This window comes from Paraburkholderia sp. RL17-337-BIB-A, from assembly GCF_046025895.1.
Lineage (GTDB): Bacteria > Pseudomonadota > Gammaproteobacteria > Burkholderiales > Burkholderiaceae > Paraburkholderia > Paraburkholderia fungorum_C.
In genome coordinates this window covers 2,591,804-2,615,448 of sequence record NZ_JARESY010000001.1, presented here as the reverse complement: position 1 = coordinate 2,615,448, position 23,645 = coordinate 2,591,804, and the positions used below count along the sequence as shown (strand labels likewise).

At 62.6% G+C, this 23,645-nt stretch carries 23 protein-coding genes; 11 read left to right on the top strand and 12 right to left on the bottom strand.

What is annotated here, in order from left to right; genetic code table 11:
- The first annotated feature begins 22 nt into the window (after positions 1–22).
- Complete coding sequence (locus tag P0D84_RS11745) at positions 23–1,066, top strand: asparaginase (RefSeq protein ID WP_408336424.1); 1,044 nt, start codon at positions 23–25, stop codon at positions 1,064–1,066.
- Positions 1,067–1,226: 160 nt separating this feature from the next.
- On the opposite strand, the gene P0D84_RS11740 is transcribed toward P0D84_RS11745, so the two are convergent.
- The 4 genes from P0D84_RS11740 to gcl form a co-directional block, all read right to left on the bottom strand.
- The gene (locus P0D84_RS11740; protein ID WP_408336421.1) at positions 1,227–1,628 is read right to left on the bottom strand and encodes a DUF3597 domain-containing protein; all 402 of its coding nucleotides are present in this window, start codon (positions 1,626–1,628) and stop codon (positions 1,227–1,229) included.
- Positions 1,629–2,205: 577 nt separating this feature from the next.
- Positions 2,206–3,114 (bottom strand): 2-hydroxy-3-oxopropionate reductase, encoded by a 909-nt coding sequence (locus P0D84_RS11735; RefSeq protein ID WP_408336418.1) that lies wholly within the window; start codon positions 3,112–3,114, stop codon positions 2,206–2,208.
- A 106-nt stretch (positions 3,115–3,220) separates the two neighbouring features.
- A complete protein-coding gene (hyi, locus tag P0D84_RS11730; protein ID WP_408336415.1) occupies positions 3,221–4,030 on the bottom strand; it encodes a hydroxypyruvate isomerase in 810 nt (269 codons plus the stop codon).
- A gap of 141 nt (positions 4,031–4,171) precedes the next feature.
- Positions 4,172–5,947, bottom strand: coding sequence for a glyoxylate carboligase (gene gcl, locus P0D84_RS11725; RefSeq protein ID WP_408336412.1), 1,776 nt, complete (start codon positions 5,945–5,947; stop codon positions 4,172–4,174).
- A 318-nt stretch (positions 5,948–6,265) separates the two neighbouring features.
- Here gcl and P0D84_RS11720 point away from each other — a divergent pair, with 318 nt between their 5' ends.
- From P0D84_RS11720 to P0D84_RS11675, 10 genes are all read left to right on the top strand, one after another.
- The gene (locus P0D84_RS11720) at positions 6,266–7,180 is read left to right on the top strand and encodes a LysR family transcriptional regulator (protein WP_408336409.1); all 915 of its coding nucleotides are present in this window, start codon (positions 6,266–6,268) and stop codon (positions 7,178–7,180) included.
- A 272-nt stretch (positions 7,181–7,452) separates the two neighbouring features.
- Positions 7,453–8,316, top strand: a complete 864-nt coding sequence (locus P0D84_RS11715) for an RNA polymerase sigma factor (protein ID WP_408336406.1) — start codon at positions 7,453–7,455, stop codon at positions 8,314–8,316.
- Positions 8,306–9,268 carry an anti-sigma factor family protein gene (locus P0D84_RS11710; protein WP_408336403.1) on the top strand — a complete coding sequence of 321 codons (963 nt, stop codon included), beginning with the start codon at positions 8,306–8,308 and terminating at the stop codon, positions 9,266–9,268. Before P0D84_RS11715 ends, P0D84_RS11710 begins: the two co-directional genes overlap by 11 nt.
- 187 nt (positions 9,269–9,455) lie before the next feature.
- The gene (rpsF, locus tag P0D84_RS11705; RefSeq protein ID WP_006048823.1) at positions 9,456–9,830 is read left to right on the top strand and encodes a 30S ribosomal protein S6; all 375 of its coding nucleotides are present in this window, start codon (positions 9,456–9,458) and stop codon (positions 9,828–9,830) included.
- Between the two features lie 50 nt (positions 9,831–9,880).
- Entirely contained in the window at positions 9,881–10,180 is a 300-nt protein-coding gene (gene priB / locus P0D84_RS11700) for a primosomal replication protein N (protein ID WP_179731413.1), read from the top strand.
- Positions 10,181–10,182: 2 nt separating this feature from the next.
- Entirely contained in the window at positions 10,183–10,458 is a 276-nt protein-coding gene (rpsR, locus tag P0D84_RS11695; protein ID WP_408336399.1) for a 30S ribosomal protein S18, read from the top strand.
- 27 nt (positions 10,459–10,485) lie between these two features.
- Positions 10,486–10,938 (top strand): 50S ribosomal protein L9, encoded by a 453-nt coding sequence (rplI, locus tag P0D84_RS11690; RefSeq protein WP_408336396.1) that lies wholly within the window; start codon positions 10,486–10,488, stop codon positions 10,936–10,938.
- Positions 10,939–11,084: 146 nt separating this feature from the next.
- Entirely contained in the window at positions 11,085–12,470 is a 1,386-nt protein-coding gene (locus tag P0D84_RS11685; RefSeq protein ID WP_063495982.1) for a replicative DNA helicase, read from the top strand.
- 117 nt (positions 12,471–12,587) lie between these two features.
- Complete coding sequence (locus P0D84_RS11680) at positions 12,588–13,214, top strand: DUF47 domain-containing protein (RefSeq protein ID WP_408336393.1); 627 nt, start codon at positions 12,588–12,590, stop codon at positions 13,212–13,214.
- Positions 13,214–14,224 carry an inorganic phosphate transporter gene (locus P0D84_RS11675; RefSeq protein ID WP_408336390.1) on the top strand — a complete coding sequence of 337 codons (1,011 nt, stop codon included), beginning with the start codon at positions 13,214–13,216 and terminating at the stop codon, positions 14,222–14,224. The genes P0D84_RS11680 and P0D84_RS11675 overlap by 1 nt, the downstream gene beginning before the upstream one ends.
- 54 nt (positions 14,225–14,278) lie before the next feature.
- On the opposite strand, the gene P0D84_RS11670 is transcribed toward P0D84_RS11675, so the two are convergent.
- From P0D84_RS11670 to P0D84_RS11635, 8 genes are all read right to left on the bottom strand, one after another.
- On the bottom strand, positions 14,279–15,085 hold the full coding sequence (locus P0D84_RS11670; RefSeq protein ID WP_408339796.1) for an SDR family NAD(P)-dependent oxidoreductase: 807 nt from the start codon (positions 15,083–15,085) through the stop codon (positions 14,279–14,281).
- A gap of 334 nt (positions 15,086–15,419) precedes the next feature.
- Positions 15,420–16,667 (bottom strand): NlpC/P60 family protein, encoded by a 1,248-nt coding sequence (locus P0D84_RS11665; protein ID WP_408336387.1) that lies wholly within the window; start codon positions 16,665–16,667, stop codon positions 15,420–15,422.
- A gap of 205 nt (positions 16,668–16,872) precedes the next feature.
- Positions 16,873–18,747 (bottom strand): PhoH family protein, encoded by a 1,875-nt coding sequence (locus P0D84_RS11660; protein ID WP_408336384.1) that lies wholly within the window; start codon positions 18,745–18,747, stop codon positions 16,873–16,875.
- Positions 18,748–19,093: 346 nt separating this feature from the next.
- The gene (locus P0D84_RS11655) at positions 19,094–19,555 is read right to left on the bottom strand and encodes a peroxiredoxin (RefSeq protein ID WP_408336382.1); all 462 of its coding nucleotides are present in this window, start codon (positions 19,553–19,555) and stop codon (positions 19,094–19,096) included.
- Between the two features lie 155 nt (positions 19,556–19,710).
- On the bottom strand, positions 19,711–20,604 hold the full coding sequence (locus P0D84_RS11650) for a polysaccharide deacetylase family protein (protein ID WP_408336379.1): 894 nt from the start codon (positions 20,602–20,604) through the stop codon (positions 19,711–19,713).
- Positions 20,605–20,614: 10 nt separating this feature from the next.
- Positions 20,615–21,667, bottom strand: coding sequence for a bifunctional UDP-4-keto-pentose/UDP-xylose synthase (locus P0D84_RS11645; RefSeq protein WP_408336377.1), 1,053 nt, complete (start codon positions 21,665–21,667; stop codon positions 20,615–20,617).
- Complete coding sequence (locus P0D84_RS11640; protein ID WP_408336374.1) at positions 21,664–22,599, bottom strand: formyltransferase; 936 nt, start codon at positions 22,597–22,599, stop codon at positions 21,664–21,666. The genes P0D84_RS11645 and P0D84_RS11640 overlap by 4 nt, the downstream gene beginning before the upstream one ends.
- Positions 22,596–23,639, bottom strand: coding sequence for a glycosyltransferase (locus tag P0D84_RS11635; protein ID WP_408336371.1), 1,044 nt, complete (start codon positions 23,637–23,639; stop codon positions 22,596–22,598). The genes P0D84_RS11640 and P0D84_RS11635 overlap by 4 nt, the downstream gene beginning before the upstream one ends.
- Positions 23,640–23,645 lie beyond the last annotated feature (6 nt).

Genomic DNA, 23,645 nt, shown 5'->3' with positions numbered 1-23,645 from the left:
CGCATCGCTTACAATCGCCGCCATGAATACTCTGACTTCCTCTTGCGCGACGCCTTCCGTTGAAGGCGCTACGCCCCAACTGCCGCGCATCGCCGTGCTGGCAACCGGCGGCACGATCGCCGGGGCGGCCGCGGACGCCACCAACACGTCCGGCTACCAGGCCGGTGTGGTCGGCGTCGATCAATTGCTGGCCGTGGTGCCGGCTCTGTCCACGGTGGCGCGGATCGCGGCCGAACAGATTGCCAGCGTCGACAGCAAAGACATGGCAATGGCGCTATGGACCACGCTCGCGCAACGTATCAATACGCTGCTGGCCGAAGATGATGTCGACGGCGTGGTGGTCACGCATGGCACCGATACACTCGAAGAAACCGCCTGGCTGCTGCATCTGACGATCAAGTCGGACAAGCCGGTCGTGCTGACCGCGGCAATGCGCCCGGCATCGGCGCTCTCCGCGGATGGCCCATTGAATCTGCTGAATGCCGTGACGGTTGCGGCGAACGCGGGGGCGCGCGGGCAGGGCGTGCTGGTGGCCTTCAACAACAAAATTCACAGCGCACGCGACGTGGTCAAGACGAGCACGTATGCCGTCGACGCGTTCCAGTCGCCGGAGATCGGCGCGCTTGGATGGGTGCAGGACGGCCGCGTCGAATTCCAGCGCAGCGTGATGCGCCCGCATACGCGCGCCGCGGAATTCGTGATCGGCGCGAAGTGGCCGCATGTGGAGATCGTCGCGAGCTATGCAGGCGTCACGCGGATCGCCGTTGATGCGTTGGTGGCAGCGGGCGTGCGCGGTATCGTGGTGGCGGGTACGGGCAATGGCTCGATTCACGCCTCCATGCAACAGGCATTGGCCGATGCGGCCTCGCAAGGTGTGGCGGTGGTGCGTTCCTCACGCGTAGGCTCAGGCCACGTGATGCGTAACGGCGCGGCCGCGGACGATGCGCTCGGTTTCGTCAGCGCGGGCTCGCTGAATCCGTACAAGGCGCGGGTGCTACTGATGCTCGCATTGGCCGCGGGCGGCACGGGGCCGGTTGCGTTGCAGAAGACCTTCGATACGTACTGATTGATTTAGCGCGGACGGCCCGGTTCAAAGTCAGAACCGTGTCCTGCCCATGAAGCTGAAATGACAACGCGGCGCCCAGGTCATCGACCCGAGCGCCGCGTTGTCGTTTTCAGCTTAAGGTTTATCGCTATCGCCGCAACCGGGCGACGCCGGCAAGCCGTTAGGCCGCCAGATCCGGAGGCAACTTCCCGCCGTTTGCCGCCAGCGCTTGCATCACCTGTTTGTGCAGCCAGATGTTCATGCTTGCCGAATCGTTCGTGTCGCCACTGTACTTCAGCTCCTTGGCGAGCTGCTTGCGATGCTCGAGGCTGCTGTCGACGCCGAGCGCTTTCAGCGTGTCGACGATCGACGTGCGCCAGTTCAACGTTTGCCCGCTCTCACTCACGAACTGGTCCATGACGACAGCGACGTCGACGTCGGCCAGCGGCGCGGGTGCCGGTGTAGCCGCCGGTGCAGCAGCTTGCGCCGCTGCCGGATCCGGTGTCGGCTCAACCGCGGGCGCCGGCTGGTCGGGCTTCGCTTTGCCGAAGAGCTTATTTACGATGTCACCAAAGATGCTCATTCTGAATCCTTTGCAGATGGGTTACTGGCGCAAGCACATTCCGCTTACGGGTTGCACACTGGTTGGGGAATCGCGCGAAAGTCGGGCGAATGAAGCAGAGGACATGCTGGCCACGATCGGCAAGCCGCACTTGAACGCTGATACACCCACAACCAGACTCAACGAGTGTAGGAGAAAGCGCAGACTGATGTGTCAAAAAAGGTCGTGCCGCGGGCGCGGAGTTGCAAGCAAATGCAAGCGGACTTGCGAGCAGACGTGCGCGCAGACCTGCAAAGAGAGGTGCGAGCAGGCGACATGCATGATGCAGCCGCTGCGAGAGATTGGCGGAAAACGCATAAGTTGAAATCCGACAGCCGGACACCCGACGACGACGTCTGACCGACCAAGGCTTCCCCGGCGCCGCCGGGTGCCGCTGCGGACCCCACTTGCCGCTCTCAGCCCAGAGCGGCACGATTTGCCCTCTGCGCCGTGTATATCGCACGACGCAAAGAGCGCCCCACCTGCGATTGCCATGACGATGACGTTGCAACGATCATGACAACCTGTGTGACTACACTACCGTCCACTACCGGATGGTTCAGGCCGCCTTGGCTTCGCTGCCCGGCGCTTGCGCGACTTCGTAATTCGCCATGATTTCCAGCGCGCGAACCATCGCCGAATGATCCCATGCCTTGCCGCCGTTCGCTGCGCACACGCTGAACAGTTGTTGTGCGCTCGCCGTATGCGGCAGGGCGATGCCGAGTTTGCGCGCGCCGTCCAGTGCGAGGTTCAGATCCTTCTGGTGCAGTTCGATGCGAAAGCCCGGATCGAATTTGCGCCTGGTCATGCGCTCGCCGTGCACTTCGAGAATCCGCGACGAAGCGAAGCCGCCCATCAAGGCTTTGCGCACACGTTCCGGATCGGCACCCGAGCGCGAAGCGAACAGCAACGCTTCGGCAACTGCTTCGATGTTCAGCGCGACGATGATCTGGTTCGCGACCTTGCAGGTTTGACCCGCGCCGTTGTCGCCGATCAGCGAGATGTTCTTGCCCATCAGTTCGAACAGCGGCCTGGCCGTGGCGAACGCTTTTTCCGGACCGCCGACCATGATCGTCAGCGATGCTTCACGCGCGCCGACTTCGCCGCCCGACACCGGCGCATCGAGGTAGTCGGCGCCGAGCGCGTTGATTTTCTTCGCGAAGGCTTGCGTGTCGAGCGGCGAGATCGAGCTCATGTCGATCACCAGCTTGCCTTGCGCGAGACCGGCGGCGACGCCGTCGTCGGCGAACAGCACGTTGGCGACGTCAGGCGTGTCCGGCACCATGATGATGACGATGTCCGCAGCTTGTGCGACAGCGGTCGAATTGGCGACGACGCTCGCGCTTTTGCTTAGATCTTCCGGCACCGGGTACGCGCCATTCACGAACAGCGTGTGGCCGCCTTTAATGAGGTTGCGCGCCATATGCGCGCCCATGATGCCGAGGCCGATAAAACCGATCTTTGCCATGTGTCTAAATCTCCAGTGTTGTTTGAGGTCCCAGGGGGACGTGCTTCGGGGCGTAGTGCGCCTGATGTGATCCGCGCGTCGCCTGGTGCGTCGCGCGGTGTGTCGATCAGGCCGCGGCGTGGGCCGCGCCGCGGGTTTGCCCGGCCACGCTCTGCACCCAGACGAGGCCGGCGGCCGTGGTCGTGCGCGGTTTGTATTCGCAACCGACATAGCCTTCGTAGCCGAGCGAATCGAGCAGGTCGAACAGGAACGGGTAGTTGATTTCGCCGGTGCCCGGTTCGTTACGGCCCGGGTTGTCGGCGAGCTGGATGTGCGCGATCTCCGGCAGGTTCTTTTTGATCGTTGCCGCGAGTTCGCCCTCCATCCGTTGCATGTGATAGATGTCGTATTGCAGGAACAGATTGTCCGAACCCACTGCGCGAATCACGTCGAGGCCTTCGCTCGAACGGTTCAGCGCAAAGCCTGGGATGTCGTACGAATTGCACGGCTCGACCAGCAGCTTGATGCCGGCTTTCTTCAGTTCGCCCGCGGCGAAGCGCAGGTTGTCGACGATCGTCGAGCGAGCCTTATCCGCATCGACGCCCGCCGTCGGAATGCCGACGAGGCAGTTCAGTTGTGGCACCTTTAAGGCCTTTGCATATTCGATCGCGCGGCCGACGCCTTCCTGAAACTCGCCCACGCGATCCGGCAGGCAGGCGATACCGCGTTCGCCCGCTTCCCAGTTGCCCGCGGGCAGGTTGTGCAACACGAGCTTCAAACGGTTCTGCTGCAGACGTTCGCTCAATTCTGCGATCTGATACGGATACGGAAACAGGAATTCGACGGCGTTGAAGCCCGCGTCCGCTGCCGCCGCAAAGCGGTCGAGGAACGGGACTTCGTTGAACAGCATGGTGAGATTCGCTGCAAATTTCGGCATGGTGCTTTTTTCTCGCTGGTCGGTCAGTGGAATAACGTCATGAGGCGGCGCTGTGATGCTGGGCCGCGCTCATGTGATGCTTGTCAGGTCGACCCGCGGCTCGACCCGCAGGTCAACGCGCGGATCGAAGCGTCAGGACGCTCAGTCGAGCATGCTGATTGCCGTCGGTGCGTCGGCGCGCTTCTCGGCCAGTTCTTCGAACTCGTTGATCGCGTCGATCTCGGTGCCCATCGAAATGTTGGTCACACGTTCGAGGATCACTTCGACGATCACCGGCACGTTGAATTCGGAGAGCATCGATTGCGCTTTCAGCAGCGCCGGTTTCAGTTCTTCCGGCTTGAACACGCGGATCGCCTTGCAACCCAGGCCTTCGGCAACCGCCACGTGGTCCACGCCGTAGCCGTTCGTTTCCGGCGAATTGATGTTCTCAAAGCCGAGTTGCACGCAGAAGTCCATGTCGAACGCGCGTTGTGCCTGGCGGATCAAGCCGAGGTACGAGTTGTTCACCACCACGTGCACGTACGGCAGCTTGAATTGCGCGCCGGCTGCCAGCTCTTCGATCATGAACTGGAAGTCGTAGTCGCCCGAGAGCGCGACGATCGGACGTTGCGGGTCTGCTGCACGCACGCCGAGCGCTGCCGGAATCGTCCAGCCGAGGGGGCCTGCCTGGCCGCAGTTGATCCAGTTGCGCGCCTTGTAGACGTGCAGGAATTGCGCGCCGGCGATCTGCGACAAACCGATCGTGCTGACGTAGCACGTATCGCGGCCGAACACCTGGTTCATCTCTTCGTAGACGCGCTGCGGCTTCATCGGCACGTTGTCGAAATGCGTCTTGCGATGCATCGTCCGCTTGCGCTGCTGGCAATCGGCGACCCACGCGCTGCGGTCCTTCAGCTTGCCGGCGGCCCTCCATTCCTTCGCCACTTCAACGAACAGTTCGAGCGCGGCTTTCGCGTCCGACACGATGCCGAGGTCCGGCCCGAATACGCGACCGATTTGCGTCGGCTCGATGTCCACATGAACGAACTTGCGGCCCTTCGTATAAACCTCGATGCTGCCCGTGTGACGATTCGCCCAACGGTTGCCGATGCCGAGCACGAAGTCGGAGGCGAGCATCGTCGCGTTGCCGTAGCGGTGCGAGGTTTGCAAGCCGACCATGCCGGCCATCAGCGGATGGTCGTCGGGAATCGCGCCCCACGACATCAGTGTCGGGATCACCGGCACGCCGATCGTTTCGGCGAATTCGACCAGCAGGTCTTCAGCGGCTGCGTTCAGCACGCCGCCACCCGAGACGATCAGCGGCTTGTCCGAGTTGTTCAACATCGTGAGCGCGGCTTCGATCTGTTTGCGCGTCGCTTTCGGCTTGTAGACCGGCAGCGGTTCGTACGTGTCGATGTCGAATTCGATTTCGGCGAGCTGCACGTCGATCGGCAGGTCGACCAGCACCGGACCCGGACGGCCCGAGCGCATCAGATGAAATGCCTGCTGGAACACGCGCGGCACCAAGGCCGGTTCACGCACGGTGACGGCCCATTTGGTGACGGGCTTGGCGATCGATTCGATATCGACGGCCTGGAAGTCTTCCTTGTACAGACGCGCACGCGGTGCCTGGCCGGTGATAGCCAGAATAGGAATCGAGTCGGCCTGAGCGGAGTACAAACCGGTGATCATGTCGGTGCCCGCGGGGCCCGAGGTGCCGATACACACGCCGATGTTGCCGGGCTGGGCGCGCGTATAGCCTTCGGCCATGTGCGACGCGCCTTCGACGTGACGCGCCAGCACGTGGCTGATGCTGCCTGCCTTGCGCATGGCCGAATAGAACGGGTTGATTGCTGCGCCCGGAACGCCGAATGCGGTGTTGATGCCTTCTTTTTCGAGCACCAGCACGGCTGCGTCGACGGCTCTCATCTTGGCCATGAATGTCTCCTGAATGTCTGTGTTGGGCGAATGGGTTGGCTGACGAATTCGCTGACGGATATGCAAACCAGAGGTGTTGATCGAACTGTAGGCTTCACCTAAAGGTTTGATAAGATCAGTCCAGGTCGCTTATTTCGAAACAAAAAGTATGGAATAGCGGGTGACCGAGAAGGGCGGTGCAGGGGGATGCGATGCCTGAGGCCTGAGCGCGGCGGGGTCGGTGGAGCAGAGCGAGATCCTGGCTGCAGACTGCGAGCCAGAAGCCAGGCAGTGATCCTCGAGCCATTCATCTCAAGGCGCGACGAGTAGGAGACAAAAATGGACCGCTTCAAACAGATCGAAACCTTCGTGCGCGTCGCCGACGCCGGCAGCCTCGCGGCGGCCGCGTTGGAGGAGGGCGTCTCGCCCGTGATTCTCGGGCGCCGCATCGACGCGCTGGAAAAGCGCCTCGGCGTGAAGCTGATGTACCGCTCGACGCGGCGCCTCGTGGTCAGCGAAGACGGCGCGGCATTTCTCGAGCGCTGCCGCGGCCTCTTGACCGAGTGGGACCAGGCGGAAAACGAACTGAGCGCCGGACGGCGCGCGGTGAACGGCCATCTGATCGTGTCGGCGCCGGCCGCGTTCGGGCGCAAGCACGTCGCACCGCTTGCGCCGGTTTTTCTTGCCGACAAGCCTGAATTGCAGGTGTCGTTCAACCTGACCGACCGGGTCGTGGATCTGGTGCGCGAGGGCTATGACCTGTCGATCCGGATCGGCGGCGCGGTCGATCCGAATTTCGTCGCGGTGAAGCTGGCGTCGAACCGGCGCGTGGTGTGCGGCACGCCGGCATATTTCCGCCAATACGGCAAACCAAAAACGCTCGAAGATCTGCCGCAGCACAACTGTCTGGCGTTCAACCTGCAAGGCGGGCAGAACCGCGGCTGGTATTTCCGCCGCAACGGCAAACTGGCGACGGTGCGGGTGGGCGGCACGCTCGATTGCAACGACGGCGAGTTGCTGCATCGTTGGGTCTCCGAAGGGCTCGGGCTCGGCTGGCGCTCCACGTGGGAAATCCAGCAGCAACTGGCGCGCGGCGAACTGGAAACCGTGCTGGATGAATTCGCGCTGCCCGACTACGACATTCTGGCGGTCTATCCGCAGCAGCGTTATGTGCCGGCCAAGGTGCGCTACTTCATCGATTATCTGAAAGAGGTGTATGCCAGCGAGGATTACTGGAATCGCCCGACTTATTAGCGTCTGGCGGGGGCCGCTACTGCGCTGGGGCTGGATGGACCCGGCAAGTGCCCGGCGGCGCGTGGCAACCCGGATGACGATGGAAATGTTCGACGGCCTCGTCTTCAAATTGCGTGTCCGCCCGCCCAACGGCGCGCCACGCCAGCGTATCCCCTCTTATATGTTCGGATTGAGGACGCAGACGGGAATAAACTCGGCATGTGAGCGGTTATGCGTGGTAAGCGAGTGAAAACGCGTCACACAGCCTAGCCGCAATACCCTGGAGGGCCGAGGTGGTCCAGACCCAAGCAACCGCAGCCCGCGCGCAGCCAACGGCCGAAACCGAGGCGGCGAGGAGCCGCCGTTTTCAGCAGTTGGCACTGCCGCACCTCGACGCGGCGTACAACCTCGCGCGCTGGCTATGCGGCAACTCGAACGATGCGGACGACGTCGTGCAGGAAGCGTTCATGCGTGCGTTCCGTTTCTTCGACACCTTCCGTGGCGACTCGGCGCGGCCGTGGCTGCTCGCGATCGTGCGCCGCACCTGGTACACGGAATGGCGGCGACGCGCGTCGTCGCACGAGGTGGTGGAGTTCGACGACAGCATGGACGACGCGACTTTCGACGGCTGGAGCGCGGGCGGCGACGATCCGCAGGCGCTGCTGATCCGCGGCGAAGACGCGAAGCGGGTGCATGAGGCGCTCGCGCAGCTGCCGGTGGAGTACCGCGAGGTCCTGATCCTGCGCGAACTCGAAGAGATGGGCTATCGCGAGATCGCACTGGTCGCCGACGTGCCGATCGGAACAGTCATGTCGAGGCTCGCACGCGGGCGCCGCAAGTTGGCGGCGCTCCTGACGGAGCCGGCAGACGGGCAGTCTGGGTCTGGATCAGGGTCGGGGCGCCCGGGGTCTGGGCGTCCGGCGCGCGACGTGCCGCAGCAATCGCATCATGGTCCGGCCGATCCACGCGACGGCCCCCGCGCCGCGGGCGAGGGCAGGTCGGAGTCCGGCGGCGCCGCACGCGCAGCACGCTCGCCCACATGCCCGGGGCCAACGGCCTCGGTTACACCGCTCCGGGCGGTCTCGAACGCCCGGTCACCCAACACGCCTGGCGGCGCTGCCGCCGGCTTCGCCCAGGAGACGCCAGATGGACTGTAACGAAGCGCGGCCGCTCCTCGACGCGAGCGCCGATCGTGAATTACCCGCGCCGGATGCGCTGCGGGTGCAGCAGCACATTGAGAGTTGCGATGCTTGCCGCCGGGAAAGCGAAGGCTTGCAGGCGCTGAGCCGGTCGCTGACCGCCGCGCCTTATCATCGCGCGCCGGACGCGCTGCGCGCCCGGATCGTCGCGGCGCTGCCGTCGACGGAAGAGGCCGTCCCGGCGCTCGAACCTCGCAAGGCGGCACCGCGCCAGCGGCGCTGGTTCGCCTGGCTGGACGACTGGCGCGGCCTGCAGGGTGGCTCACAGGGCGGTTCGCGCGGTATGGGCGCTCTCGGCGGCCCAGGCGGCCTGGGAGGAGGGCTAGGCACCGCCGCCGGCGGTTCGAGCCGGTTGATTACGCAAGGTTGGCTGGCGGCGCTGGTCATTGTTCTCGGCGTGGCTGCTGCGGGCGTCACGCTGAGCCTGCACCGGGCACCGGAGATTTCGCCGTTCACCGACGAACTGGTGGAAAGCCATGTGCGGGCGCAGGTGTCCGGCCGCGACATCGACGTGATTTCGACGGACAAACATACCGTCAAGCCGTGGTTCAACGGCCGGCTCGACTATTCGCCACCGGTCGAAGATCTGGCCGCCAGCGGCTTCGCGCTGGAGGGCGGGCGGCTGGATTACCTCGCGCATCAGCGAGTGGCGGTGCTGGTGTACCGCTATCGCAAGCATGTGATCGACGTGTATGTATTTCCGCAGGCCGGCGCCGCCGGTACGGGGCGCGGCCCGGACGGCGCGGCGCCCGCCGTGCTTGCCCGCGAAGGCTATTCGATCTCGCACTGGAACGCTGAGGGCATGACCTGGTGGGCGATCACGGACGCCGCGCCGGATGCATTGAGCGGGCTGGAAACGGCGCTGAAGGCGCGTTTGCAAAGCGGCAGCGAGCGCACGGAAGGCGGCTGACGGATTGGGATGAGCGCCGCCGGCTGCCTCGCTCCGCCACCACCTAAACCCTTGAAAACACTCCCGAATCGCGCGCCTGATTAACGGGATATCTTGCAACCCGGCCCCATTCGGGTTACACTCTTTGGCTTCTCACTTGCCACACCGGTTCCGACGCCCGGGTGGCTTTAATCCACAAGGAGTGAATATGCGTCATTACGAAATCGTATTTATCGTGCATCCGGATCAAAGCGAGCAGGTGCCCGCAATGATCGAGCGTTACAAGAGCACGATCACCTCGCACGGTGGCCAGATCCACCGTATCGAAGACTGGGGCCGTCGCCAACTGGCCTACATGATCGAGAAACTCGCGAAGGCTCACTACGTCTGCATGAACATCGAATGCGACCAAACCACGCTCGACGAGCTGGAACATGCATTCAAGTTCAACGACGCTGTTCTGCGTCACCTGATCGTCAAGATGAAGAAGGCCGAAACCGGCCCGTCGCCGATGATGAAGGAAGTGCAGCGCGAAGAAGCCAAGAAGTCGGCTGCTACGCAACCGTCCGAAGCGCAGGCTTAAGACACACTATTTAAGCTACCAGATCAAGCGTCGCTCTCGTCGAAGGCTACATGAACCGGCTGCAACTTATGGCCAGCGTCGTCGAACGCGAACCGGTGCGGTATACCCCCGCCGGCGTTCCGATTGCAGGCTGCACGTTGCACCACCGCACGGAAGTCGTCGAAGCCGGTATCGCCCGGCAAGTCGAACTGACCATGCAGGCGGTAGCTGCAGGCGAGGCGAGCGGTAAGCTGGAAGGCTGTCAGATGGGCGTGGAAACGCTCTTCACAGGCTTTCTGGCGAAAAAGCACCGCAACGCAAGAACTCTGGTATTTCACATCACAGAATTGCAGGACATTGGAAAGGACTGAACATGCCCCGCCCGACTGGTAAGAAATTCGACAAGCGTCGTCAGCAACAAAATCCGCTCTTCAAGCGCAAGAAGTTCTGCCGTTTCACGGCCGCTAGCGTCGATCACATCGACTACAAGGACCTCGAAACGCTGAAGGACTTCATCGGCGAAAACGGCAAGATCACGCCGGCGCGTCTCACGGGTACGAAGTCGCACTATCAACGCCAGCTGGATACGGCAATCAAGCGCGCACGTTTCCTCGCGCTGGTGCCGTACACCGACCAGCACAAGGCCTAACCCGACGACGCGATAAGGAGTATCCGAATGCAAATTATTCTTCTGGAAAAAGTCGTCAACCTGGGTAATCTGGGCGACATCGTCAAGGTTAAGGACGGTTACGCACGTAACTTCCTGATCCCGAACAAGCAAGCTCGCCGTGCCACGAAGGAAGCCCTGGCTGAATTCGAAGTTCGCCGCGCTGAACTCGAAAAGATCGCCGCTGAAAAGCTGGCGGCCGCTCAAGCTCAAGGCGAAAAGCTGGCAGGCTCGACGGTTCAGATCAATCAGAAGGCTGGCGTCGACGGCCGTCTGTTCGGCTCGGTGACGAACGCCGACATCGCTGACGCACTGGTCAAGCAAGGCTTCGCAGTTGAAAAGGCGCAAGTGCGTCTGCCGGAAGGCCCGCTGAAGCTGGTCGGCGACCACGCTGTTCAGGTCTCGCTGCACACCGACGTTCTCGTCGATGTGAAGGTGGCCGTGATCGGCGAACACGTCTAAGCATCGAGTAGCATCTGCCAGGACGTTACTGGCAAAAGGCAGGGGCCGGGTGACCGGCCCCTGCCTTTTTTATTGCCCATTTTCGATGCACCGAAGTATCGGTTTTTGATTTCCCTCCGCGCGCATTTACCCGATAATTCCTCTCCATGAACGCACCGTCCAAAGATCCCCAAATCGAGTCGCTGAAAGTCCCGCCGCATTCGATCGAAGCCGAGCAGTCGGTGCTGGGCGGCCTGCTGCTCGACAACGCCGCATGGGACCGCATCGCCGACTTCCTGTCGCAGAGTGATTTTTACCGATACGACCACCGCATCATTTTCGAACACATCGGCAAGCTGATCGCGGCGACGCGTCCGGCCGACGTGATTACCGTGTACGAGGCGCTCGGCACCTCGGGCAAGGCGGAAGAGGTCGGCGGTCTCGCGTACCTGAACGCGCTGGCGCAGAACACGCCGAGCGCGGCCAACATCCGCCGCTATGCGGAAATCGTGCGCGATCGCGCGGTGTTGCGTCGTCTTGTGTCAGTGGCCGACGAAATTTCAGCCGACGCTTTCAATCCGCAAGGTAAGGAAGTCCGCCAGCTACTGGACGAAGCCGAATCGAAGGTGTTTTCGATCGCTGAAGACGGCGCGCGTGGCACGCAGGGCTTCCTGGAAATCGGGCCGCTCCTGACCGAGGTGGTCGAGCGGATCGACACGCTGTATCACACCGCCAATCCGAGCGACGTGACCGGCACACCAACCGGTTTTGTCGACCTCGACCGCATGACCTCCGGTATGCACGGCGGCGAGCTGATCATCGTGGCGGGCCGCCCGTCGATGGGTAAAACGGCGTTTTCGATGAACGTCGGCGAATACGTGGCGGTTGAGTACGGTCTGCCGGTCGCTGTGTTCTCCATGGAAATGCCTGGCTCGCAACTCACCATGCGTATGCTCGGCTCGGTTGGCCGGCTCGATCAGCATCGCATGCGAACCGGGCGTCTGACCGACGAGGATTGGCCGAAGCTCACGCACGCGGTGCAGAAAATGAGCGAGGCGCAGATTTTCATCGACGAAACGGGCGGCCTGAATCCGATGGAATTGCGCTCGCGCGCGCGTCGGCTGTCACGCCAGTGCGGCAAGCTCGGCCTGATCATCATCGACTACTTGCAGCTGATGAGCGGTTCGTCGTCGGGTGAAAACCGTGCGACCGAAATCTCGGAAATCTCGCGTTCGTTGAAGAGCCTCGCCAAAGAGCTCGACGTACCCGTGATCGCGTTATCGCAGCTCAACCGGGGCCTCGAACAGCGCCCGAACAAGCGGCCGATCATGTCCGACTTGCGGGAATCCGGCGCTATCGAGCAGGATGCGGACGTCATTCTGTTCATTTATCGCGATGAGGTGTACAACCCCGACAGCCCGGACAAGGGCACGGCGGAGATCATCATCGGTAAACAGCGGAATGGTCCGATCGGACCTGTTCGGCTCACATTCCACGGGCAATTCACGAAGTTCGATAATTTTGCTGGTGCGCAGAACTTCTACAGCGAGTAAAGCGATAACGCCTGGGCCTGTTGTAACGACGCTTTCAAAAGTGCGACATCGATCCTGGAACGGTACAATGTGGCGGTTTTATGTCAGCCATAAATGTGACCAATTTCCGGGATCCCAATGTTCGGTCGATTCATGCCCACCGAGGGCAAGTTCTTTGAAATTTTCAATGCGCACGCAACGTGCATCGTCTCGGCGAGCCACGAACTCGAACTGCTGATCGACAATCTGCAGGACGCCGAGACTCATAAACAAAATGTGCAAAAGGCCGAGAAGGCCGCAGACAAGCTCACGCACGAAACCATCGACCTGCTGCACAAGACTTTCATCACGCCGCTCGACCGCGATGAGATCCACAAGCTGATCACCACGATGGACGACATTCTCGATCTGATGGAGGACGTCGCCACCGCTGTCTCGCTGTACGACGTACAGGCGGTGACCTCCGAAGCGAGCCAGCTGGCGCATATCTGCACGGCCACCTCCGAACGCGTCCAGTTCGCCGTCAGCCTGCTGTCCGACATGAAGCAGGCGAGCCAGATCCTGAAGGCGTGCGAGGAAATCGACCGTCTGGAATCGGAAGCCGACCGCGTGCTGCGCTCGGCCATGTCGAAACTTTTCCGCGAAGAAGACAACGTCAAGACGCTGATCAAGCTGAAGGCGATCTACGAACTGCTCGAAACGATCACCGACAAGTGTGAGGACGTGGCGAACATTATCGAAGGCATCGTGCTGGAAAACGCATAATGCAATCGATACAACTTGCTATCTGGGTCGTCGCCGGCCTGGTCGCCGTCGCACTGGTTTTCGACTTCATGAACGGCTTCCACGACGCGGCGAATTCGATTGCCACGGTCGTGTCGACTGGCGTGCTGAAGCCGCAGCAGGCCGTCGCCTTCGCGGCGGCTTTCAACGTTATCGCGTATTTCGTATTCCACCTGAAAGTGGCGCAGACGGTCGGCAAGGGCACGATCGATCCGAATATCGTCGACCACTACGTCATTTTCGGCGCGCTGGTCGGCGCGATCGGCTGGAACATCATCACGTGGCATTACGGTATTCCGTCCAGCTCGTCGCATGCGCTGATCGGCGGACTGGTGGGCGCGGCGCTTGCCAAGTCGGGCTGGGGTTCGCTCAATTTCGACGGATTGATGAAGACGGTGGCGTTCATTTTCATCTCGCCGCTGCTCGGTTTCGTGCTTGGCTCGTTCTTTATGCTGGCGGTGTCGTGGATCTACTTCCGCACGCCGCCTAGTAAGGTCGACCGGCGTTTCCGGCGTCTGCAACTGGTCTCCGCGGGCTTGTATAGCCTCGGCCACGGCGGCAATGACGCGCAGAAAACCATTGGCATTATCTGGATGCTGCTGATCGCGACGGGCTATGCGTCGTCGATCGCGGATGCGCCGCCGCTGTGGGTGATCGGCGGCTGCTATCTGTCGATGGGGATCGGCACGCTGTTCGGCGGCTGGCGGATCGTCCGCACGATGGGGCAGAAGATCACCAAGCTGAAGCCGGTCGGCGGCTTTTGCGCGGAGGCGGGCGGCGCGATCACGCTGTTCACGGCGTCATGGCTCGGCATTCCGGTGTCCACCACCCATACGATTACTGGCGCGATCGTCGGTGTCGGCGCGACGCAAAAGTTGAGCGCCGTGCGTTGGGGCGTAGCCGGCAATATCGTTTGGGCGTGGATTCTGACGATCCCAGCCTCCGCAGCGCTCTCCGCGGCTGCCTGGTGGCTTGGTCACCGCTTTCTTTAAGCGCGCGCGAGGCGGCAGATCCATGCGCCTCGCGGGGTTCATAAAGCGCGTCGCTCAAATCAACGGCGCGCTGCCTCCATCCATCGGGACGATTGCGCCCGTCACATAGCTCGCGCGACGGCTCGCCAGAAACAGCGCGACGTCCGCGATTTCCTCCGGATTTGCATAACGCCCGAGCGGCACTTTGGCCTGCCCGCGCGCTAGTGCTTCCCCGCTGTCAATGCCTTGCTGCGACGCTTCCAGCTTGACCGCTTCCTCGACGCGCTCGGTCAGAGTCGCACCCGGGTTGATCGCGTTGATGCGGATACCGTAGCGCGCGTAGTAGTGGGCGAGGCCGACCGTGGCGAGCATCAGCGCCGCATTCGCGGCACCCCCGGCGATATGGATATCGCTCGCGATCTTGCCGCCCATCCCGATGATATTGACGATCGTGCCGGGCGCGGCGGCCTCGCCCGCTTTGACGCGCTCGGCCATGCGCCGCAGCACTTCCTGCTGCGGGTAGATATAGGGGAAATATTTCGCTTCCATGGTCGCGCGGAACGCGTCGGCGTCCAGCGTTTCCGGGTCGTAGCGGCGGGCTGCGCCGGCGCTGTTGATCAGCACGTCGATGGGGCCGACCGCAGTGGTGACTTCCTCGACGATGTCCGCTGCACTGTGCGGTTCGTGCAGGTCGGCGCGGGTCCGATGCACGTGCAAGCCCTCCTGCTTCAACTGTTCGTAAGCGCGCGCCAGATTGGCGGGGTCGCGCGAAACGATCGCCACCTTCGCGCCCTCGAGCGCGAACGCTCGGGCGCAGGCGAGCCCGATGCCTTTGCTGCCGCCCGTGATCAACACTACCTTGTCTTTCAGCCCGAGATCCATCGTCACCACCCTGTCAGAAGAATATCGATGACGATAGCAGATCGGCGGCGCGGCGGGGATGGACTGGCTCGTGGGGTGGGGTATGAGCGCCGCCGAGCGACTAATCTTGGGCGGCATGGCATGGCATGGCAAACGGGCTACGGGCCATGGCCCATGAGCTACGAGCTACATGCCACGGGCCACGCGCCACGCGCCACGCGCCACATGCCACATGCCACATGCCACATGCCACATGCCACATGCCACATGCCACATGCCACGAGCCACGAGCCACGAGCCACGAGCCACGAGCCACGAGCCACGAGCCACGAGCCACGAGCCACGGCCCGCGCCGTCAAAAGTTACCGTTGGCGAAGCGTGCGATCGGATCGTCGGTGGTTTGCGTGGGGGCAGGGACGCCGCGCGATGCCGTCGAGGCGCGCATGATCTGCACACCGGTGTTCTCGTCGACTTGTCGAGCTTGCTGCGCCTGGCGTACGGCGACTGAAGCAGGCGGAGGCGGCTCGAATGCGTCGGCTGCGGCGTCGATCGGATCCGGCGCGCGGGCGGCAACTGTTGACGGTTCGACGCGTGCGGCCGCCGTCTGCTGGTTCGTCGAGCCCGCAGCGGTGTCGTACGTACTCGCCTGGCCGGTCCGAACAGGCACCGGAGACACCGCACCCGCCGTGCGTGCTTGCATTTGCGCGGCGCTCATCCCGGGTGGCGGCGGCTCGAACGGATCCGCTTGCGGTGCCGGTGCCGCAGCTGTGGCGACCGTCGGCTGAGCGGTCGCAGTCAGCGGCGCACGCGGGGTCGCCGCGACACGAGCCGTTTGCTGCGGAGCCATCGGGTTCGCGGCATAGCTTGACGCTTGCGACGCAATAGGCGCTGCCGCATAGTCCGCGGAGCGGGTCGCCGCAGCGTTCGCCACGTAGCCCGGCGAAGCTCGCATCGCCTCTGCGGCGCCCGCATAAGCCGGTGCTGTCTGAGCCACCGGCGCGACGCGCCCGGGTTGTGGCGCGGCAGCCTGATAGTTCGGCGTATCGAATGGCGCCGGTGTCGCGACCGGCGCCGCCACACGACGAATACCGTCGAAGCGCCTGGCCCAATACGGATTGGTCAGATAGTCGAGCCGCACCGTGCCGCCCGTCGACGGCGCGTTGACGAAGCGCAGCTTGCCCACATAAATGCCCACATGCGAATGCGCGCGCCCGGTGGTGTTGAAGAAAATCAGATCGCCCGGCGCGATTTCGTCCGGCTCGATCGATTCGCCGCGCCCGCTCATATCCGCGGTAGTCCGCGGCAGATTGACGGAAGCGGCGCGCGCCACCACATAGCGAACCAATCCGCTGCAATCGAATCCGCTATCGGGCGTATTACCGCCCCAACGGTACGGAATGCCGACCAGACTCATCGCCTGAATCGAAATTTCTTCACGACCGATGCTGTGATCGACAAAGTTTGGGAAGCCCGGCGGCGGCGCGTGATAAGTGCCGTTCGCGACTATGACCGATGACTCCGGACCGCGCGACGTCTTTTGCGGCGCGCCGGCGCAAGCGGCGAGCAGCAAAACAGTGAGCAGCGAAAGGGCAAGTCGGCACATGAAGACGACGGGAGCGGTAAAAGCTCGTTTAATGGCGGATGATTTCGGGATGGTAGCCCGTGGAACCTGGCTCAGGCAAGAATTCTTGACAACTTACTTGAAGTTTGTGCGCTAAGTGTTGCCCATGCGGAACGATTCGCCAAGAAAAAAGCCGCGCCCGGAACCAACCGGACGCGGCTTCTGCTCGCAGCTAAAACATTGAAATTTAAAGAATTTCCGACGCGTAGTCCGCCAGCCGCGAACGCTCGCCGCGGGCCAGCGTCACGTGACCGCTGTGCGCCCAGCCCTTGAAGCGGTCGACCACGTAGGTCAGACCCGAGCTGCCTTCCGTCAGGTAAGGCGTATCGATCTGCGCGATATTGCCCAGACAGATGATCTTCGTGCCCGGACCCGCGCGCGTGACCAGTGTCTTCATCTGCTTCGGCGTCAGGTTTTGCGCTTCGTCGATGATCAGATACTTGTCCACGAACGTACGGCCGCGCATGAAGTTCATGCTCTTGACCTTCAGGCGCGAGCGGATCAGCTCCTGCGTGGCGGCGCGGCCCCATTCGCCGGCGGCGTCGTCGGTTTTCTGCAGGACTTCGAGGTTATCGTCGAATGCACCCATCCACGGCTGCATTTTTTCCTCTTCCGTACCCGGCAGGAAGCCGATGTCTTCACCGACCGGCACCGTTGCACGCGTCACGATGATCTCGTTGTAGCGCTTGTCGTCGAGCACCTGAGCGAGACCTGCTGCCAGCGCAACCAGCGTCTTGCCAGTACCGGCCTGACCCAGCAACGTGACGAAGTCGATCTCCGGATTCATCAGCAGGTTCAGCGCGAAGTTCTGCTCGCGATTGCGTGCCGTGATGCCCCACACGTTGTTCTTGTGGTGCCCGTAGTCTCGCAGGGTTTGCAGCAGCGCGGTCTTGCCGTTCAGTTCGCGCACCAGCGCATGAAACGCCGGCTCGCCGTTCTGCGGCTCCAGATAGACGAACTCGTTGACCAGCATCGAGGCGCATAGCGGACCCGTCACCCGGTAGTACGTGGTGCCGGTTTTGGTGTCCTGCCAGCTCTCCATGCCCTTCGCGTGCTTGGTCCAGAAATCCTGCGGCAGCGCGCGGATGCCCGAATACAGCAGATCGCTGTCTTCGAGCACCTGGTCGTTGAAGTAGTCTTCCGCGGGCAGACCGAGCGCATGCGCCTTGATGCGCATGTTGATGTCTTTCGACACCAGCACGACCTGGCGATCCATCCGGTCGCGCTGCAGCGCGCGCACCACGCCGAGAATCTGGTTGTCGGCCTTGCCTTCCGGCAGACCTTCGACTGGCTCGATGGCGGTGAGCTTGGTCTGGAAGTACAAACGCCCGGACGCCTCGCGGCTGCCGAGACGCGCAAGCGAAATGCCGTCGGACATATTGCCGGCATTCGCCACCAAGGCGTCCAGCGTGCGGCTCACCTGACGAGCGTTACGCGCGACTTCCGACATGCCCTTCTTATGGTTGTCGAGTTCTTCCAACGTCATCATTGGCAGATAGACGTCATGTTCCTCGAAACGGAACAGGCAGCTTGGATCGTGCATCAGCACGTTCGTGTCCAGCACGAAGAGCTTCTGGACTTCAAGCGGATCGGTGGATGCGCCGCGCTTCTTGCTGGTGCCGCGCGCGCTGGGTGCGGCGGCTGCGGGCGTGCTCGCGGCCGGGTCTTTCGCGCTTGGCGCGCGCGCGACCACTGGCTGCGATTTAGCAGCAGGTGCGGCTTGAGCCGCTGGTTCGGCTTGCGGACGGGAAGCGGGAACCGGTTGCAGCAATGCGGCGGTCTGCTTCGACCTGCGTGTGCGCGCCGGTGCAGCTTGCTCGGCGGATGCAGACGCAGCAGGGGAAGCCGACGATGCCGGAACGGGCCGCAAGGTGGTCGCGGCATTGGCGGCGTGCGCCATCGGCGTGGCGACATTCGCGCGACCGTAGTCGGCCGACTCAGCGGATTCCCCTTCGGTTGCCTGTTTCTTCGCGGCGGAGCGCGCCGGCGTGGCGGCTTTGGCCTTGTATTCGTCAGGCGGCAGGAGATTGCCGAGCTTGCTGGGGGGGGTAGGCAAAGGCATGGTTTCCCTCGAATAATCGGGTCACATTTTCGTGCGCCGCCTGTCGCATTCTGCCGGTGCCAGTGATTGCGCACGCAGTTTGCGCCCGGAGGCGCGCATTCGGTCTAGAGATGCCGGTTCGCCTGGTCTTCGATCGGCTCCTTAACGGAAGCGCGTGGCCGAGTGAACGAACGGCTGCGCGCAATTAAAAAAGCCGCCGCCCCGCGTACGGGACAAGCGGCTCGCCTTCGGTTGTCGCGTTGCACCTCATGACTTCGACGGAACCGATAAAACGGCCCTCAAGTCTGGCGCAGCGGCGAAAAGTGTGGGGTGGACAGGCACTCATTGGAACCCAATATAACGCGCCTCAAAGCGCTTGTACAGCTTCCAGAATGTCATCGACATGTCCTGGCACTTTCACGCCGCGCCACTCCTGGCGCAGCACGCCCTCGGCGTCGATCAGGAACGTGGAGCGTTCGATCCCACGTACTTCTTTGCCATACATTTTCTTCAATTTCATGACGCCGAAGAGCGCACACAAGGTTTCCTCGGGGTCCGAGATCAACGGAAACGGCAATTCGAGCTTTGCCTTGAAGTTGTCATGGGAGCGCAGGCTGTCGCGCGACACACCGAGAATTTCCGCCCCTGCCTTCCTGAACTTCGGATACAGGTCGCGGAATTGCAGGCCTTCGGTCGTGCAGCCCGGCGTGTTGTCTTTCGGATAGAAATACAGCACCACCTTCTTGCCCCGCAGCCTGGACAGCGTGATGTCGCCACCGGTAGCGGGGGCGGTAAAGTCAGGGATGGGTTGGTCAACTGCGATGGGCACGAGGTTCTCCGGTTGTTATGGCTGGCGCCGCGCTTGCAACGGCTGCGGCGTCGGCCTGGCATCTAGGCTTTGAGGGGAGGTCGACTGACGCGCGGTGTACGCTCGCGCGGCGGTCGGGTCATCAGGGTCGTTGGCACCGGCCGTCGCCTGACCAGTCAGGGCTGGACAATCAACTCGCCGGAGCGGCCTGGAATTTCGCCCCACGTAACAGGGTACGATGGCAGCGTGCTGCGGTCTAGCGTGGCGTAGTAATCACCCATGGTCGCGAAGGTATGGCCTTGCGCGCGCCAGCCCGCGAGGAGCTGCTCGAAAATCGGGGCGAGCTTTTGTCCTTCGAGCTCCGCGTGCAGCGTGAACACCTGATCGTGCGGATTGTTTTCGGTGTGCTTCAACATCCATGCGGCGACGTTGTGCTCATCCACCCCATCCACGCCGAGCACTTCGTCGAGCGTGGGCAGCGTGGTGGGCATCTGCACGTGCGTTAGTTGCCTGCCGCCGACCACCGGCAGATAGGGCGAGTGGCCGCGCCCGTCGGACGCGTACTGCATGCCCCACGCGTCGATCTGCTCAAACGCGTGGCTGTTCATCTGCCAGCCTGCCGCGCCGTGCGTGACGGGCGGCGCGCCGAAGATCGCGACAAAGCGGTTGAAGCTCCTCTGCATCTGCTTCTCGGTCCACTCGCGGTCTTGCGAACGTACGTTGTCCTGCCAATACACGTGATCCCACGTGTGGATGCCACATTCGAAACCGGCTTCATGAATCGCGCGCATTTCCGCGGCGGTCTTCACGCCGATGTCCGGCCCCGGCAGCAGCACGCCGTACATCAATTGCTTGATGCCGTAATGTTCGACCACCGAAGTGCGCGACACCTTCTTCAGAAAGCCCGGCCGCAATACGCGGCGCATCGCCCAACCAGTGTGGTCGGGCCCGAGGCTAAAGAGGAACGTGGCGCGTGCCTTGAAGCGGTCGAAAATGCGCGCGAGATTCGGCACGCCTTCGCGAGTGCCGCGCAGCGTGTCGACGTCGATCTTCAGGACGATACGAGCCAAGGATCAGGCCTTATTGTTGTTCGACGAGCGCGCGAGCTTCGCCCACATGGCCGCGATACGCTTCGAAAATCTTGCGCAACGCTTCGTCGAAGGTCGACTGCGGCGCCCAGCCGAGTTCTTGCATGGTGTTGTCGATCTTCGGTACGCGGTTCTGCACGTCCTGGTAGCCCGCGCCGTAGTACGCGCCTGAGGACGTTTCGACCAATTGCACCTTCTTCGCGAGGTCGGCGTATTCGGGGAATTCGGCGGCGAGCGTCAGCATCTTGTGCGCGAGCTCGCGCACCGAGAAGTTGTTGGTCGGGTTGCCGATGTTGTAGATCTTGCCCGTGGCGACGCCATCCTTGTTCTCGATGATCTTCATCAGCGCGCCGATGCCGTCGTCGATATCCGTGAAGGCGCGCTTTTGTGCGCCGCCGTCCACCAGGCTGATGTTCTCGCCGCGCACGATATGGCCGAGGAACTGCGTGACCACGCGCGAGCTGCCTTCCTTCGGTGTGTAGATCGAATCGAGGCCCGGGCCGATCCAGTTGAACGGACGGAACAGCGTGAAGTTGAGGCCTTCCATGCCGTAACCCCAGATCACGCGGTCCATCAACTGCTTGGAGCACGCGTAGATCCAGCGCGGCTTGTTGATCGGGCCGTACGAGAGTTGCGACTCTTCCGGATCGAACTGCTCGTCCGTGCACATGCCGTAGACCTCGGAGGTCGACGGGAACACGAGGTGCTTGCCATACTTGACGGCCGAACGCACGATCGGCAGGTTCGCCTCGAAGTCGAGTTCGAACACGCGCAGCGGTTGCTTCACGTACGTGGCGGGCGTGGCGATCGCGACCAGCGGCAGGATCACGTCACACTTCTTGATGTGATATTCGACCCACTCCTTGTTGATCGTGATGTCGCCTTCAAAGAAGTGCATCCGCTCATGATTGACCAGGTCGCCCAGACGTTCGGTCTGCATGTCCATCCCGAAAACTTCCCAATCGGTCGTTTCGAGAATGCGTTTGGACAGGTGATGGCCGATAAAGCCGTTCACACCCAGAATCAGGACTTTTTTAGCGTTCATGAATGACGGGGAATTTGGATGAGCTGGGCGAATTCGGCGGGGGTGACAACGGTTTCAGTGCCGTCGTGCTGATGCCGCAATTCGTGGATGGTGATCGCGCGACCGTCGCCGCATATCGCGAAAACGGCATTATCGCTTACGTGCAGGCCCGGCGGCAAATCCGAGCGAAGCGCGCCAGGCGCGGCGAGGCGCGCCCGGGCGATGATGAAACGGTGGCCCTCGACGTCGGTAAACGCGCCGGGATAGGGCGGCGCGACCGCGCGGATCAGGTTGTAGACCTGTTGCGCGGTCTGCGTCCAGTCGATCCGGCCGTCTTCTGGCTTGCGCCCGCCGTAGTAGCTGCCGTGCGACAGGTCGTTCGGCAGATGCGGTGCAACGCCGGCCAGCAAAGCCGGCAGCACACGCCAGAGCGTCTGCTCGGCGGCCACCGTGACCTTGTCGAACACCTGCGCGGCGGTGTCGTCGGGCAGGATCGGCACCGGCGTTTGCGCGATGATCGCGCCCGCGTCGGGCTTGGCGGCCATTTCGTGCAGCGTCGCGCCGGTTTCGGTTTCGCCGTGGAGCACCGCCCAGTTGGTCGGCACGCGGCCGCGGTACTTCGGCAGCAGCGAGCCGTGCATGTTGTAAGCGCCCCGTGCGGCGAGCGCCAGCAGATCCACCGGCAACATGTGGCGGTAGTAGAACGAAAAGATGAAGTCCGGCCGTGCAGCGCTGAGCGCCTCGCGCAATTCCGCGCTCTTCGGATCTGCCGGCGTGATGACCTTGATGCCATACCCGGCCGCAACCGAGGCGACGCTGCCGAACCAGATGTTCTCGGTTGGGCTGTCTTCGTGCGTGACGACCAGCGCCACCTCGACGCCGCGCGCGAGCAGCACCTGCAGGCAGCGCACGCCGACGTTGTGATACGCGAATACGACGGCGCGCGGCTTCATGGATTCGGCCCCTGATCGATGAGCGGCGCGGCTTGCACGGCCTGTACCACCGCCTGACGCGGCGCTTCGGTCACGGTGGTGCCGTCGCGCTGTTCGAGAATCGTCTGCACCAGATAACGCGGACGGGCGCGCACCTGCTGGTAAATCCGTCCGATGTATTCACCCAGCAGCCCCAGCGCGAAGATGATCACGCCGAGCAGGAAGAAGATGACAGCGAACAGCGTGAACACACCTTGCACTTCCGCGCCGATGATGAAGCGGCGAATCAGCAGCAGCACGAACAACGCGGCGGAGCCGAGCGACAGGATCACGCCGATGAACGACAGCCATTGCAGCGGCACCACCGAGAAGCCGGTGACCAGGTCGAAATTCAGGCGGATCAGGCTGTAGAGCGAGTACTTCGATTCGCCGGCAAAACGCTCTTCGTGCGCGACTTCGATCTCGACCGGGTTCTGCGCGAAGGTGTACGCGAGTGCCGGAATGAAGGTGTTGATTTCGCCGCAGCGATTGATCGTGTCGATGATGTGCCGGCTGTACGCGCGCAGCATGCAGCCCTGGTCGGTCATCTTGATGCGGGTGATGCGCTCGCGCAGACGGTTCATCGCGCGTGAGGCCTTGCGGCGCCACAGGCTGTCCTGGCGTTGCAGGCGAATCGTGCCGACGTAGTCGTAGCCTTCGCGCATCTTGTTGACCAGCTTGCCGATTTCCTCCGGCGGGTTCTGCAGATCGGCGTCGAGCGTGATGACGATCTCGCCGCGCGATTGTTCGAAGCCCGCCAGAATCGCCATGTGCTGGCCGTAGTTGCCGTTCAGCAGAATCACGCGGGTCGTGTCGGGCCGCGCGCGGAACTGCTCGGCGAGCAGGGCGGCGGATTTGTCGCGGCTGCCGTCGTTGATGAAGATCACTTCATAGGCGGTGCCGAGCGCGTCGAGCGCCGGGTAGAGGCGCGCGAACAGCGCGGCCAGCCCGGCTTCCTCGTTGTACACCGGGATGATGATCGACACTTCCGGTGTGACGGCGCGATGTTCCGAATAACTCATTTCCGC